Source organism: Streptomyces sp. NPDC002773 (genome assembly GCF_040295605.1).
Lineage (GTDB): Bacteria > Actinomycetota > Actinomycetes > Streptomycetales > Streptomycetaceae > Streptomyces.
The window spans coordinates 251,898-265,484 of the sequence record NZ_JBEOVO010000003.1 but is presented as its reverse complement, the minus strand read 5'-3'; the positions used below and the strand labels follow the sequence as shown (position 1 = coordinate 265,484).

General features: G+C 71.8%; 12 protein-coding genes. 4 read left to right on the top strand and 8 right to left on the bottom strand.

Features of this window, described 5'->3' with window-relative positions:
- Nucleotides 1-92 precede the first annotated feature (92 nt).
- Both ABT034_RS06420 and ABT034_RS06415 read right to left on the bottom strand, forming a co-directional pair.
- Nucleotides 93-1,400 (bottom strand): M14 family metallopeptidase, encoded by a 1,308-nt coding sequence (locus ABT034_RS06420; RefSeq protein ID WP_351211845.1) that lies wholly within the window; start codon nucleotides 1,398-1,400, stop codon nucleotides 93-95.
- Nucleotides 1,397-3,433, bottom strand: a complete 2,037-nt coding sequence (locus ABT034_RS06415; RefSeq protein WP_351212073.1) for a Xaa-Pro dipeptidyl-peptidase — start codon at nucleotides 3,431-3,433, stop codon at nucleotides 1,397-1,399. The genes ABT034_RS06420 and ABT034_RS06415 overlap by 4 nt, the downstream gene beginning before the upstream one ends.
- Before the next feature lie 80 nt (nucleotides 3,434-3,513).
- On the opposite strand from ABT034_RS06415, the gene ABT034_RS06410 reads away from it, so the two are divergent.
- On the top strand, nucleotides 3,514-4,191 hold the full coding sequence (locus ABT034_RS06410) for a 2-phosphosulfolactate phosphatase (RefSeq protein WP_351211843.1): 678 nt from the start codon (nucleotides 3,514-3,516) through the stop codon (nucleotides 4,189-4,191).
- A 165-nt stretch (nucleotides 4,192-4,356) separates the two neighbouring features.
- Nucleotides 4,357-5,907: a M1 family metallopeptidase gene (locus tag ABT034_RS06405; protein WP_351211841.1), complete on the top strand. Its 1,551-nt coding sequence runs from the start codon at nucleotides 4,357-4,359 to the stop codon at nucleotides 5,905-5,907.
- 25 nt (nucleotides 5,908-5,932) lie between these two features.
- On the opposite strand, the gene ABT034_RS06400 is transcribed toward ABT034_RS06405, so the two are convergent.
- Both ABT034_RS06400 and ABT034_RS06395 read right to left on the bottom strand, forming a co-directional pair.
- Nucleotides 5,933-6,826: an oxygenase MpaB family protein gene (locus ABT034_RS06400; RefSeq protein ID WP_351211839.1), complete on the bottom strand. Its 894-nt coding sequence runs from the start codon at nucleotides 6,824-6,826 to the stop codon at nucleotides 5,933-5,935.
- A 96-nt stretch (nucleotides 6,827-6,922) separates the two neighbouring features.
- The gene (locus tag ABT034_RS06395) at nucleotides 6,923-7,411 is read right to left on the bottom strand and encodes a F0F1 ATP synthase subunit B family protein (protein ID WP_351211837.1); all 489 of its coding nucleotides are present in this window, start codon (nucleotides 7,409-7,411) and stop codon (nucleotides 6,923-6,925) included.
- A gap of 125 nt (nucleotides 7,412-7,536) precedes the next feature.
- On the opposite strand from ABT034_RS06395, the gene sph reads away from it, so the two are divergent.
- Complete coding sequence (gene sph, locus ABT034_RS06390; protein ID WP_351211835.1) at nucleotides 7,537-8,571, top strand: sphingomyelin phosphodiesterase; 1,035 nt, start codon at nucleotides 7,537-7,539, stop codon at nucleotides 8,569-8,571.
- A 34-nt stretch (nucleotides 8,572-8,605) separates the two neighbouring features.
- Here the strand turns inward: sph and ABT034_RS06385 are convergent, their stop codons facing one another.
- From ABT034_RS06385 to ABT034_RS06375, 3 genes are all read right to left on the bottom strand, one after another.
- Nucleotides 8,606-9,091, bottom strand: coding sequence for a hypothetical protein (locus tag ABT034_RS06385; protein WP_351211833.1), 486 nt, complete (start codon nucleotides 9,089-9,091; stop codon nucleotides 8,606-8,608).
- A gap of 83 nt (nucleotides 9,092-9,174) precedes the next feature.
- Nucleotides 9,175-9,672: a dihydrofolate reductase gene (locus tag ABT034_RS06380; RefSeq protein ID WP_351212071.1), complete on the bottom strand. Its 498-nt coding sequence runs from the start codon at nucleotides 9,670-9,672 to the stop codon at nucleotides 9,175-9,177.
- Nucleotides 9,673-9,701: 29 nt separating this feature from the next.
- Nucleotides 9,702-10,499: a thymidylate synthase gene (locus ABT034_RS06375; protein WP_351211831.1), complete on the bottom strand. Its 798-nt coding sequence runs from the start codon at nucleotides 10,497-10,499 to the stop codon at nucleotides 9,702-9,704.
- 129 nt (nucleotides 10,500-10,628) lie between these two features.
- On the opposite strand from ABT034_RS06375, the gene ABT034_RS06370 reads away from it, so the two are divergent.
- Nucleotides 10,629-11,414 (top strand): MerR family transcriptional regulator, encoded by a 786-nt coding sequence (locus tag ABT034_RS06370; protein ID WP_502972807.1) that lies wholly within the window; start codon nucleotides 10,629-10,631, stop codon nucleotides 11,412-11,414.
- On the opposite strand, the gene ABT034_RS06365 is transcribed toward ABT034_RS06370, so the two are convergent.
- The gene (locus ABT034_RS06365) at nucleotides 11,401-13,575 is read right to left on the bottom strand and encodes a 3-hydroxyacyl-CoA dehydrogenase NAD-binding domain-containing protein (protein ID WP_351211827.1); all 2,175 of its coding nucleotides are present in this window, start codon (nucleotides 13,573-13,575) and stop codon (nucleotides 11,401-11,403) included. The two genes, ABT034_RS06370 and ABT034_RS06365, sit on opposite strands and share 14 nt — an antisense overlap.
- Nucleotides 13,576-13,587 lie beyond the last annotated feature (12 nt).

The window sequence follows — 13,587 nt, the reverse complement described above, 5'->3', positions numbered from 1 at the left end:
GGGACCTGTTCGAGGCATGGTCAGTACCAGTCGGTAACTTTACCTCGGCAAACGTCGGATCCACGCCGTCGCGGCCGTGCGGCACGTGATCGTCAACACCTCTCCACAGGACTGCCACTGACGAGGTGATAGGTGGCCCGCGCGTCCAGGAGCAGCGGGACGAGCGCCCGCCGCGACTGGCGCAGCGGCACGAACGCGCCCGATCCCTCCGCGCGCACGGTGACGCCGTGCAGGGCGAGTTCGTCGCCCACCTCGGCGTACTGGGCGGCGTCGAGGCGGTAGCCGCACGGCGGGTCGGCGATGATCTCCCCGGGCTCCGGCGGATCGTTGTCGGCGCCGCCGAGGTGGACCGGGCCCCGGTCGGCGAATCCGGCGCTGCGGGCGGTGGCGGTGGCCGCCGTGAGCCGTCCGTGCCGCTCCTCGACGTAGGCGAAGGCGCCTTCGAGAGCGACGTGCTGGGTGGCGACCCGGCGCCGGTGGTTGCGTGCGGGATCGTTCTGCTCGGCCTCGTCGAGCGCGTCCACCCGGGTCTCGACGAGCAGGCCCACGGAGTGTTTGATGCCGGCCGTGTTGCGCAGGATCCGTTCCTGGCCGTCACCGGCGACCTGCTTGAGCGGCTTTCCGGTGAGGGGGTCGGTCCAGATGCCGTAGATGCCGCTGCTGTAGCCGGCGAGCCCGGCGGCGGGCCTGACGTAGGCCTCGGAGAGGGTCCGGGCCTCGTCGTGGACGTGCGGGTCGGTGTCGAGGCTGCGCGGCCAGAGGGCGAGCAGGTCCTTGTCGTAGTAGCGGGGGGTGGCACCGTACTCGTGCAGGTCGTAGACGAGTTCGGGGCGCCGGTCGCGGATGACGGCGGCGACCGCCCGCGCCTCTGCGGTCCGCAGGGCGATGTGGTCGCGGTTGACGTCGACGCCGTCGCCGTTGCCGCGGGTGTCGGCCTCCCGGCCGTCGGGGTTGGCGGTGGGGACGACGAGGAGGGTCGTACGGGCGAGGAAGCGCCGGGTCTCCCCGTCCTGGGCGTGGGCGAGGTCGCGCACCGTGCTCAGACAGGCCTCGCGGCCGGCCGGCTCGTCGCCGTGCTGACTGCAGACGAGCAGCACGGTGGTGCGGCCGGTGCCGAGGGTGGCGAGCCGCAGCGGACGGCCCTGCGCGGTGGTACCGATCACACCCACCGACAGGCGTGCGCTCGCCCGGTCGACGGCCGCGAGGAAGTCCCGCTCCTCGGCCTCCGTGGTCCACCGCGCCCCCCGGGTCTCCTCGAATCCGGTGCGTGGCAGCGGCTTCGCGGGAGCGCTGTCCGCCGCCTTGGCGGGGACGGTGACCAGCGGCAGGGCGAGGGCGGCGGCGCCGGCCACGAGGGCGAGGGCGCGCCGCGAACTCCGGAGCGTGGCAGGGGGTGTCATCGAGTGGCTCCAGATCCGGGAAGGCGCGGGCCCGTGACGGCGGCCGGCGGTTCGGCGCCGTTCAGGGACGGTGGGGCAGTGGGCGTCGGCACGGTCGGGTAGGGCCCCGAGGTGGCCCCGGCGAAGGCCGCGGGCCCGCCCACCAGCGGGAGCTCCGCCCAGGTGCGGGCGAGGTCGAGGGTGAGGGTCGGGGTGGTGGACGGGGGGTCGAGCAGGTCCTTGTCGGTACCGCCGACGATCAGGGCGAGCCGGTGTCCGGCCGGGACGACGTGGTCGGTGGCGGCGAGGTCCAGGGTCATCGTGTACGCCCTGCCGGGGGTCAGCGGGCGTTCCCGGCGCGGGTCGGCCCAGGTGCCGAGATCGGCCCAGCCCCGGCTGACGACCGTGTACCCGACGGCCGTCGTACGGGCCTCGGTCTCCTTGAAGCAGGCGCTGTCGCCGGGGGTGCTCGCGCCCCAGCAGGTGCGGTCGGTGCGGGTGGTGATGCCTTCGCCGGGGGCGCCGTAGTCGCGGATCGTGTCGGGTCCGAGGTCGACGAGGACGGCGGAGAGGTGCGCGGTGGCGGTGCTCGGGGTGGCGGTGACCGTCACCTTCGAGGAGCCGGCGATCCGCAGGTCACGGGAGAGGGGGCGGGTGACGAACCCGGCCTTCTCGGGGGTGGCGCTGTCGATCCGGGCCGCCCAGTCGAGCTCGCCGAGGCCGGGATCGTCGGTGAAGGTGGCGGTGGAGCCGGGGGCCGCGGGGGCACGGCCGAGGACGCCGGGGCCCGCGGCGGCGCCGGGGGCGGGGCGCAGGGTGGTGCTCGTGGTGGCGCGCGGCGGCCAGTGCCGGTCGGTGGTCCAGCGGTCCGGGGCGCGCTCGATGTCGGCGACCGGCTCGCGGTCGATGCCGTTCTCGTAACCGAGGAGGTGGTGGTCGAACCAGCGGTGCAGGGTGCGGACCCAGTCGGCGCGGCGGAAGTCGAAGGGGTCGACGTGGCCGGTCTGGGAGAGCCATATCTTCCGCTCGACGCCGTGGGCGGCGAGCGCGTCCCACCACTGGCCGAACTGGTTGGCCCGCACGTTGAGGTCCTGCTGTCCGTGCACGACGAAGACGCTCGCCTTGACCTTGCCCGCGTTCCGCACGTGGTCGCGCTCGGTCCAGGCCCGGGTCCAGTCACCGCTGTAGGGGGTGCCGGCGGCGACGCGGTCCTGGACGGCGCCGCAGCGGGCCCGCGCCTCGGGGCTGTTGACGTACTCGGAGAGCCAGCTCGGGTTGGCGTTGTAGAGCGGGGCGCCCTGCGAGTGGAAGTAGTCGTACCAGGAGGAGATGGCGCCGATCGGGACGATCGTCTTGAGCCCTTCGACGCCGGTGGCGGCGACGCCGTTGGCGACGGTGCCGTCCCAGCTCTTGCCGATCATGCCGACGTTGCCGGCGCTCCAGGTGGTGGCGCGGGCGCGGGTGTCCCCCGTACGGGAGGTGTAGCCGCTGGCCCGGCCGTTCAGCCAGTCGACGACGGCCTTGGCCGACTGGACGTCGGAGCGTCCGCCGACGTCGTCGCAGCCGTCGGAGCGGTTGGTGCCCGCGAGGTCGACGGCGGCGAAGGCGTATCCGCGGGGGACGAAGAAGTTGTCGTAGTAGAGCGGGAACTGGACGGGGTTCCCGTCGGCGTCGTAGGTCTTCTTCTGTCCCTCGTTGCCGCGTCCGCAGCAGGCGTAGTACGGGCTGGCGTCCATGATGACCGGGATCTTCCGGCCGGTCGCGGCGGTCTCCCGGGGGCGCACGATGTCGACGGCGACCCGGTCGGCGCGCCCGTCGCCGTCGCCGTCGAGTCCGGTGTCGACCCAGACGGACTCACGGATGGCGTCGGCGTACGAGTGGACGGGCCGGGACTCGCGTACGGAGGGCGTGGCGGGCCCGGACACGGCGGAGGGCCCCGTGGGCTCCGGCTGTGCGCCCGCGGGGGTGACCAGGGTCGCGAGCAGGGCGGCGGCGGCCGCGGCCACGAGGGTTCCGTACGGCAGTCGGGCTCCGCGGGTTCTCCGCATTCGCATCGGCATGGGCGGGAAGTTACTCCGGTCAACTCCCGTGCAAAAGAGCGCCTGTTCCCAGGGGAATGATTGATCATGACCGAATGGACTCTCGTTTCCTTGGTATCCCTGAGCTGGTCGACACCCCGTCCGTGGCCGTCGTGGTCGACGTCATGCGTGCGTTCACCGTGGCCGCCTGGGCCTTCGGCCAGGGGGCGGAGAAGATCGTTCTCGCCGAGTCGCTGGACGGAGCCCTGGCGCTCAAGGCTCGCCACCCGGACTGGGTGGCGCTGAAGGACGGTCCGTCCGCGCCCGGGTTCGACGCCGTCAACTCACCGGGCCTGCTGCGCTCTCTCGACCTCGGCGGACGGACCGTCGTGCAGAAGACCACGGCGGGGACGGTCGGCGCCCTCGCGGTCAAGGACGCGTCGCTGGTGCTGTGCGCCGGCTTCGTGGTGGCGGAGGCGACGGCTCAGCTCTTGCGGACGCGCGGGAGTGACACGGTCACGTTCGTGGTCACCGGCGAGGACGGGCAGGCCGATGAGGACCTGGCGTGCGCTCAGTACATCGCCCGGAGGGCCGCCGGGGCCGCGACGGACGCCGCCGGGTTCCTCCGCCGCGGTGCCGAGTCGCGCGCCGCCACCGAACTGGCGGAGGGGGTGCGCCAGGGAGCCCACCCCGATGACGTCGCCCTCTGCCTCGAACTCGACCGGTTCCCCTTCGCGATGGTGGCGACCTCGGAAGGCTCACTGATGGTCCTGCGTCCGACGACAGGCGCCTGAGTCGCGGTGACCCCGGAGACGCAAGGGGTTCATGTCGGCCGAATGGCGATCGTGTGACAGGGGGTCCTCTGGACGTGACGGTGCGTCGGGGCGCTGAATAGTGTCCGGACTAAGGACCGACGCCCACCCGCGCGTCTTACGTTTCCTATGACTTGGGGAGCACCCGTGCACCGCAGAATCATCGTTCCGAGCGCCCTCGCCGCCTCCCTGCTGCTGGCGATCCCGGCATCGGCGGCCGACTACTCCCCTGGGGCCCCGGGCATCGGCGACTCCTACTACCCCGCCAGTGGCAACGGCGGCTACGACGTCTCCCATTACGACCTGCGCCTCAAGTACCGGCCCGACACCGACCTCCTGGAGGGCACGGCGACGATCATCGCCACCACCAGGCAGAACCTGTCCCGGTTCAACCTCGATCTGGGTCTGGAGGTCAGCGAGGTCCGGGTCAACGGCCGCCTCGCGAGGTTCACCACCTCGGGCGACCACGAGCTGGAAGTCACCCCGGCCACACCCCTGGAGCGGAACAAGCCGATCTCGGTCGTCGTCCGCTACGCGGGCAAGCCCTCCGAGGTGAAGATCGACGGCTGGTCGGCCTGGGCCCGCACCCCGGACGGCGGTGTCGCCGCGCAGGAGCCGGATTCGGCCGTCTGGTGGTTCCCGTCCAACGACCATCCGCTCGACAAGGCCACCTTCGACGTCTCCGTCTCGGTGCCGGACGGCCACCAGGCCATCAGCAACGGCGTGCTGCAGTCGCAGTCCTCGCGCCTCGGCTGGACCCGCTTCAACTGGCGCTCCGACAAGCCGCAGGCCACGTACCTGGCCACGCTCGCCGTCGGCAGGTTCGACATCACGACGGACAGGACGGCGAACGGGCTGCCCGTCCTCAACGCGTACAGCAAGGACCTCGGCGGCAACGACGGCGCGGCGCGCGCCTCGATCGAGCGCACGACCGAGGTGGCGGAGTGGCTGGAGTCGGTCTTCGGGCCGTACCCCTTCAACTCCCTCGGCGGGTACGTGCCGAACGTGACCAGCGGTTACGCCCTGGAGACCCAGACCCGCCCGTTCTACAGCCCGCGCCAGTTCGCCAACGGCGCGAACGTGTCGGTGGTCGTCCACGAGCTGGCACACCAGTGGTACGGCGACAGCGTGTCCGTCCGCGACTGGAAGGACATCTGGGTCAACGAGGGCTTCGCCCGCTACAGCCAGTGGCTGTGGTCGGAGAAGGAGGGCGAGGGCACGGCCCAGGAGCTCGCGGACTACGTGTACGCCATCCGGACCGCCGACGACCCGTTCTGGAAGGTGAAGCCGGGTGACCCGGGCGCGGAGAACCAGTTCCACATCGCCGTCTACGACCGGGGCGCGCTGGCGCTCCAGGCCCTGCGCAACGAGATCGGCGACGAGGACTTCTTCGCGATCCTGAAGGGCTGGCCGCAGGAGTTCGCCTACGGCAACGCACGGGTCTCCGACTTCGTGCGGTACGCGGAGCGGGTCTCCGGCAAGCCGCTGGCCGAGCTCTTCGACACCTGGCTGTACCAGCCGTCGAAGCCGTCCGCACCCACGGCGGCCGCGGCCGGCCTGTCCGCCCCGGCCGCGCGGTCGACCGCTCGGGCGACGGTGCGGCCGCAGCCGGTGGCGCCGAAGTCGTGGAAGAGGATCGCGGAGACGAACACGATCCATGAGACCGGGCACGAGACCGGGGAGCACCACCCGCACTGACCGGTACGCCGACCGGGGCCGTCCGTCAGCGCGATGCGCGGCGGGCGGCCTCGCGGGCTTTGCGGGCCAGCGGCAGGTAGCGCAGCCGCTCCGGCAGTACGGGCACGACGAGCCGGACGACCCGGGCGAAGCGGCGCAGGGTGCGCTCCTGGGCGTCCGTCCACTCCAGGCCGATGGCCTCCCGGGCGTCCGGCGGCATCAGGCCCACGGTGAGGAAGGCCCGCAGCCGCAGGAACGGGCGGCGCAGGGCGGGCCAGAGCAGCCGGAGGGCGAGCCTGAGCGGCAGCGGGCCCCGGTCGGGGGCGGGCACCGGCTGGTCGGGGTCGAGCAGTTCCCGGACGACGACGGTCGCCTCCAGCTCGTCCGCCAGGACCTTCCGGTAGTACGGCCAGAACTCCTCGATCGTCTGCGGCATGTCCCGGTCGTGGATGCCGAGGATCCGGCCGACCTGGAGCCATTCCGTGTACAGCTGCCGTTCCTGCGCCTCGGTGAGGGGGCGGGCGAGGAGGCGGAGCCCCCAGGTGTAGACGGGGAAGCCGGTCGCGTGGACCCATGAGTAGTAGGCCGGGGTGAGGGCGTGGTAGCGGCGGCCGTGGGCGTCGGTGCCCTGGATGGTGCGGTGCAGTTCCCGCAGGCGGCGCCCTTCCCGTGCGGCGTCCTCGCCGCCGTAGATCCACAGCTGGACCGAGCGCAGGGAGCGTTCGCCGCGGCCCCAGGGGTCGGTCCTGAAGACGGAGTGCGCGTCCACCCCGGCGCCGATCGCCGGGTGCGCGACCTGCATGGTGAGGGCGGCGGGCAGCATCAGGAGCGCCCGGATGTCACCGGCGACGCTCCACAGCACTCCCCCGATGGGGGGCGGCGCGGGGTCGGCGGGGGCGGGGCCGGTGGGGTCGGTGGGGTGTACGTGTACGTGTTCCATGGGGCTCTCCTCACCCTCCAGGCTGCACCCACGGCGAAGGGGCCGTCACCCGGGCCCTGTGGACCCTGGTGACGGCCCCTTCCGGGGAAGTACGGATCAGGCGCGGTCGGCGCCGACCGGCTCGCCGACGATACGGGCGGCGAGGGCGTGGGCCCAGGCGTCGACGTCCGCGGTGAGCTCGCGCTCGGCGGCGACGCGCTCGGCGGCGATCTTCTCGGCACCGGCGGTGACGATCGCGTCCCGCTCGGCGATGCCCTCGGCGCGGGCGGCCGCGATGGCGACGGAGCCCTCCTCGACGGCCTTGGAGCGGATACGGGCCGCGTCGTGGCGGGCCTCGGCGAGCTCGGCCTCGTACTGCTCACGGATCTGCGTGGCCTCGGCGCGCAGGTCGTCCGCACGGTCGGTGCCGCCTTCGATGGCGTCTTCGCGCGCGTCGAGGGTGCGGCGGATCTTCGGCAGGATGCCCTTCGCAAGGAAGAGGAAGGTGAGACCGAACAGGACCACGCCGAGGATGAGCTCGGCCCAGACGGGGTTGAGCGGACCGAGGTCCATGTCGAAAATCAGTGAGTTGCTCGCGAGGGTCATGCGCGCATTCTACCTGGACAAAAACACCACAAATCAGACAGCAGCCAGAGAGTTGGCGCGCTTGTGCGAGCCCGGCAAGATTCCCGGCATCCAAAGGCTACCGGAAGGTAACCCTGACTGATTGTATGTGCGGCGCCAGGTCAACCCCCCACCCTCTTTTGGGAGTTCACGTGTCGTTCGCCGCGCTCCGCCGTGCACCCGGCGCCGCCCTTTCGCTCGCGCTCGCCGCCGCCACCCTGGCCGCGACCGCGCCGGGCGCGACCGCAGCCTCCACCACGGCCGCCGAGGCCCCGCGGCTGAAGGTGCTCTCGTACAACGCGTTTCTCTTCAGCAAGTCCCTCTATCCGAACTGGGGCCAGGACCACCGGGCCAAGGCGATCCCCGCCGCCTCCTTCTTCCAGGGGCAGGACGTCGTCGTCGTCCAGGAGGCCTTCGACAACGCCGCTTCGGACGCGCTCAAGGCGAACGCCGCGGACCGGTACCCGCACCAGACCCCCGTCATCGGCCGCGGCAAGACCGGCTGGGACGCCACCGGCGGGGCGTACTCCGCGACGACGCCCGAGGACGGCGGCGTGACGATCCTCAGCAAGTGGCCGATCGTCCGCAAGGAGCAGTACGTCTACAAGGACGCCTGCGGCGCCGACTGGTACTCGAACAAGGGCTTCGCGTACGCCGTCCTCGACGTGAACGGCAGCCGGGTCCACGTCGTCGGCACCCACGCCCAGTCCACCGACCCGGGCTGCTCGGCGGGCGAGGCGGCGCAGATGCGCAGCCGCCAGTTCAAGGCGCTCGACGCCTTCCTCGACGCCAAGAACATCCCGGCGAACGAGCAGGTGATCGTCGCCGGTGACATGAACGTCGACTCCCACACGCCCGAGTACGGCACGATGCTCGCCGACGCCGGCCTGGCGGGCACGGACTTCCGCACCGGCCACCCGTACTCCTTCGACACCGACCTGAACTCGATCGCCTCCGAGCGCTACCCGGACGACCCGCGCGAGGACCTCGACTACGTCCTCTTCCGCGCCGGGAACGCCCGCCCCGCCGGCTGGACCAACCACGTGGTCCTGGAGCAGAGCGCTCCGTGGACGGTCTCCAGCTGGGGCACGCGGTACACGTACACCAACCTCTCCGACCACTACCCGGTCGTCGGGTACTGACGTCCCCGACCCGGCGACCGGCGGCGGGCGCGGCTCAGTACCCGTACCTGCCGAAGAGGCTGTAGAGCCAGGCGCCGAGGACCCCGGCGACACAGAGCAGCACGAAGAGGGAACCCAGGCTCGTGTGCCGCTGCTTGCGGGGCCGGCGGGGTCGGGCGGCAGGAGCCGCCCGACCCTGCTTTCTCTGCTTGCCGGGCGCCCGCCCCGAAGGCCGGGGAGCCGGCTCTGCGGCCGCGGCGACCTCGGCGAGGAGACTCCGGCAGACCGCGGCCAGCTCCGCCGTCCCGGCCGTCAGGTCCACGACCACCTCGGTCCGGGCCGGGGCGGTGGTCCCCCCGTCGAGGAGCCGCCCGGCGCGCAGCAGCGCCTGGTCCTTCCCCCCGGTCGGACCGAGACTGATCCAGCGCTCCACATGCTCGCCCCGTATCACCACACCGCCGCCCCGCTCCCGGTAGACGGTGTGCTCCCGCCACAGGACCGCGGCCAACTCGTCGGCCGTCTCCCTGAGTTGCGTGTACATCTGTATCCCCTGTCCCCGAACCCCCCGGCCCGATCAGCCGCAGACTCTAGCCCGCGCCGATCTTCGGGGTCGCGGTGGGGTGACTACGGGCGGACGTAGCGGCGGATGCGGTAGCGGAGGGCGGTGGTGGAGTGCTGCCAGTCCGTGTCTTCGGTGAGCTGCCAGGTGGGGTCCACGGCGGGGGCGTAGGTGTCGCCGGTGATCCGGGTGTCGACCTCCGTCACCGAGAGGGTGGCCGCGTGTGGGAGGGCCGCGCGGTAGATCTCGCCGCCGCCCATCACCCACGTCGTGCCCGTGCCGGCCGGGTCGGACGCGAGGCGCAGCGCCGTTTCGATCGAGTCGGCGCGCTCCGCGCCTTCGGCCGTCCAGTGCGGATCACGCGTCACCACGATGTTGCGCCGGCCGGACAGCGGGCGGAACCGCGCGGGCAGCGAGTCCCAGGTCTTGCGCCCCATGATCACGGGGTGGCCGAGGGTGGTCGCCTTGAAGTGCGCCATGTCCTCGGGGAGGCGCCACGGGATCGCGTTGCCCGCGCCGATGACGCCCTCTGAGGTCTGCGCCCAGATCAGTCCGACGGTCATGCCGTCGGGGGTGCCGGTGGTGCCGGTGCTCATACGGCGACCTGCGCCTTGATCGCCGGGTGGTGGCGGTAGTCCGCGATCTCCACGTCGGGGTACGTGTACGCGAACAGCGAGTCGGCCTTGTGGAGGCGCAGCTCCGGGAAGTCGAACGGGGTGCGCGAGAGCTGCTCGGTGACCTGCTCCACGTGGTTGTCGTAGATGTGGCAGTCGCCGCCGGTCCAGATGAAGTCGCCCGGCTCAAGACCCGTCTGCTGCGCCACCATGTGGGTGAGCAGGGCGTAGCTCGCGATGTTGAACGGGACGCCGAGGAACAGGTCCGCGCTGCGCTGGTACAGCTGGCAGGAGAGCCTGCCGTCGGCGACGTAGAACTGGAAGAAGGCGTGGCACGGGGCGAGCGCCATGCGGTCGAGTTCGGCGACGTTCCAGGCGGAGACGATCATCCGTCGGGAGTCCGGGTCGTCGCGCAGGGTGTCGAGGACCTGGCTGATCTGGTCGATGTGCCGGCCGTCGGGGGCGGGCCAGGAGCGCCACTGCACACCGTAGACCGGCCCGAGCTCGCCGTCCGCGTCGGCCCACTCGTCCCAGATGCTGACGCCGTGCTCCCGCAGCCACCCGACGTTCGAGTCGCCGCGCAGGAACCACAGCAGCTCGTACACGATGGACTTGAGGTGCACCTTCTTGGTGGTGACCAGCGGGAACCCCTGGGAGAGGTCATAGCGGAGCTGGTGCCCGAAGACACTTCGGGTGCCGGTCCCGGTCCGGTCGGCCTTGGCCGTCCCGGAGGTGAGTACCAGTCGCAACAGGTCTTCGTACTGTGTATCGGCCACGGGCGTCGAGTTTACCGCCGGCCGCGGGTCGTCCCGTACCCGCGCTCTTCTACAGCGGTGGTGAGACAGCAATACTGTTCAAGCGACCCGGACCGGCGGGTCGGCCCGCAGGGGAAGTGAGGGCACGCTGTGCCGAGTGAAGACGTGCCGAGCTACACCGTCGACGAGCTGGCCGCACGGGCCGGTGTCACGGTGCGGACCGTACGGTTCTACGGGACACGGGGGCTGCTGCCGCCGCCCGTGATCGGGGCGCGGCGGGTCGGGCACTACGGGCCGGGGCACCTGTCGCGGCTCGCGCTCATCGAGGAGCTCCAGCGGCGGGGCATGACGCTCGCGGCGATCGAGCGGTACGTGGAGCAGCTGCCGCCCGACCTCAGTGCCCAGGACCTCGCCATCCACCGGGCCCTCGTGGCCTCCTGGGCCCCCGAGTCGGCCGAGGTCATCACCCGGCGCGAGCTCGAACGGCGCGCCGGGCGGCCGCTCACGGCCCAGGACGTCGACCGGCTCGCCGCGATGGGCGTACTCGACCGGGGCGACGGCGACACGACCGGCGACGGCCGGACCGACGACGCCCGGACCGACAGCGGCCGGACCGGCGACGCCGACACCTTCCGGCTCGACGGGTCCCTGCTGCGGCTCGGCGTCGAGCTGCTCGACGTGCCGATCGAGCACGAGACGATCCTCGCCTCCCGGACCGTGCTCCTTGAGCACGCCCGCGCCGCCGCCCAGGAGCTCTCGCGGCTCTTCCAGGAGCAGGTGTGGAACCCGTACCGGGAGAGCGGCGAGGACCCGGACCACCTGACCGCGATGAGGTCGCTCTCGGCGCACATGCAGCCGATGGTGGTCCAGGCCCTCGTCACCGCCTTCCAGCGCTCGCTGAGCGAGGAGCTGAGGGCCGCGTTCAGGAGTCGGTGAAGACCTCGCCCCGGTCCGCCTTCTCCACCAGGAGGGCCGGGGGCTCGAACCGCTCCCCGTACGCGGCCGCCAGCTCGCGGGCGCGTGCGACGAAGCCCGCGACACCGCCCTCGTAACCGTTGACGTACTGGAGGACGCCGCCGGTCCAGGCCGGGAAGCCGATGCCCATGATGGAGCCGATGTTGGCGTCGGCGACCGAGGTCAGGACGCCCTCCTCCAGGAGCCGGACGGTGTCCAGGGCCTCGGCGAAGAGCATCCGCTCCTGCATGTCGCGGAACGGGATCTCGTGTCCGGGCTTGGCGAAGTGCTCGCGCAGGCCCGGCCACAGCCTGCCGCGCTTCCCGTCCTCCCCGTACTCGTAGAAGCCCGCGCCGCCGCTGCGTCCGGGCCGCCCGAACTCGTCGACCATGCGGTCGATGACGGCCTCGCCGGGGTGCGTGACCCAGGTCCCGCCGGCCTCCTCGACCGCCCGCCTGGTCTCGTTGCGGATCTTGCGGGGCAGGGTGAGGGTCAGCTCGTCCATGAGGGAGAGGACCTTCGCCGGGTATCCGGCCTGGGCGGCGGCCTGCTCGATCGAGGCGGGCTCGATGCCCTCGCCGAGCATGGCGACGCCCTCGTTGATGAAGTGGCCGATCACGCGCGAGGTGAAGAAGCCGCGCGAGTCGTTGACGACGATCGGCGTCTTGTTGATCTGCCGGACGAGGTCGAAGGCGCGGGCGAGTGCCTCGTCGCCGGTCCGCTCGCCCTTGATGATCTCGACGAGCGGCATCTTGTCGACGGGCGAGAAGAAGTGCAGGCCGATGAAGTCGGTCTGGCGCTCCACGCCCTCGGCGAGGACGGAGATCGGCAGGGTGGAGGTGTTGGAGCAGAGCAGCGCGTCGGGGGCGACGACGGCCTGGACCTCCTGGAAAACCTTGTGCTTGAGCGCGGTGTCCTCGAAGACCGCCTCGATGACGGCGTCGCAGCCCGCCAGGTCGCGGACCTCGGCGGTCGGCGTGATCCGGGCCAGGAGCGCGTCGGCCTTGTCCTGGGTGGTACGGCCCCGGGAGACGGCCTTGGCGCAGAGTGCCTCCGAGTAGGCCTTGCCCTTGGCGGCGGACTCGGCGGAGACGTCCTTGAGGACGACCTCGATGCCGGCGCGGGCGCAGGAGTACGCGATGCCGGCGCCCATCATGCCGGCGCCGAGGACGGCGACCTTGCGGACCTGGCTCCGCGCGATGTCCTTCGGGCGGCTCGCGCCCGAGTTCACGGCCTGGAGGTCGAAGAAGAAGGCCTGGATCATGTTCTTCGCGGTCTGGCCGGTGACCAGCTCGGTGAAGTAGCGCGACTCGATGGTGAGCGCGGTCTCGAAGTCGACCTGGGAGCCCTCGACGGCGGCCGCCATGATGTTGCGGGGGGCCGGGTAGGGGGCGCCGTTCAGCTGCTTGCGCAGGTTGGCCGGGAAGGCCGGCAGGTTGGCGGCGAACTTCGGGTTCGACGGGGTCCCGCCGGGGATCTTGTAGCCGGGTACGTCCCAGGGCTGCCGCGACTCGGGGTGCGCGTCGATGAAGGCGATGGCCTTGGCCATCATCTCCTCGGGGCCGGCGGCGACCGCGTCGACGAGGCCGTTCTCCAGGGCCCGCTTCGGGGTGTACTGGGTGCCCTGGAGCAGCACCTTGAGGAGGGCGTCGGTGATGCCCATGAGGCGTACGGTGCGGGCGACTCCGCCGCCGCCCGGCAGCAGGCCGAGGGTGACCTCGGGCAGGCCGATCTTGGAGCCGGGGGCGTCGAGCGCGACACGGTGGTGGGAGGCGAGCGCGATCTCGTAACCGCCGCCGAGCGCGGCTCCGTTGATCGCGGCGACGACGGGCTTGCCGAGGGTCTCGATGCGGCGCAGCGCCTTCTTCATCTCCATGGCGGCGTCGAAGATGGACTCGGCGTGCTCGGGGCCCGCCTTGACCATGTCCTTGAGGTCGCCGCCGGCGAAGAAGGTCTTCTTTGCGGAGGTGTAGATGATGCCGCGGATGGAGTCCTGCTCGGCCTCCACCCGGTCGGCGACGGCGGTGATCGAGGCCCGGAAGGCCTGGTTCATGGTGTTGGCGGACTGGTCGGGGTCGTCCAGGACGAGGGTGACGATCCCGGTCTCGTCCTGCTCCCAGCGGATGGTGGTGCGCTCGCTCATGACTGATGCTTC

Bases quoted from the DNA above. Each gene is read 5' to 3' on its own strand.
- ABT034_RS06385 (WP_351211833.1), bottom strand. From the start codon at position 9,091: ATGTACACGCAACTCAGGGAGACGGCCGACGAGTTGGCCGCGGTCCTG.
- ABT034_RS06365 (WP_351211827.1), bottom strand. From the start codon at position 13,575: ATGAGCGAGCGCACCACCATCCGCTGGGAGCAGGACGAGACCGGGATC.
- ABT034_RS06380 (WP_351212071.1), bottom strand. From the start codon at position 9,672: ATGACCGTCGGACTGATCTGGGCGCAGACCTCAGAGGGCGTCATCGGC.
- ABT034_RS06410 (WP_351211843.1), top strand. From the start codon at position 3,514: ATGGACTCTCGTTTCCTTGGTATCCCTGAGCTGGTCGACACCCCGTCC.
- ABT034_RS06415 (WP_351212073.1), bottom strand. From the start codon at position 3,433: ATGCGAATGCGGAGAACCCGCGGAGCCCGACTGCCGTACGGAACCCTC.
- ABT034_RS06400 (WP_351211839.1), bottom strand. From the start codon at position 6,826: ATGGAACACGTACACGTACACCCCACCGACCCCACCGGCCCCGCCCCC.
- ABT034_RS06395 (WP_351211837.1), bottom strand. From the start codon at position 7,411: ATGACCCTCGCGAGCAACTCACTGATTTTCGACATGGACCTCGGTCCG.
- sph (WP_351211835.1), top strand. From the start codon at position 7,537: ATGTGCGGCGCCAGGTCAACCCCCCACCCTCTTTTGGGAGTTCACGTG.
- ABT034_RS06420 (WP_351211845.1), bottom strand. From the start codon at position 1,400: ATGACACCCCCTGCCACGCTCCGGAGTTCGCGGCGCGCCCTCGCCCTC.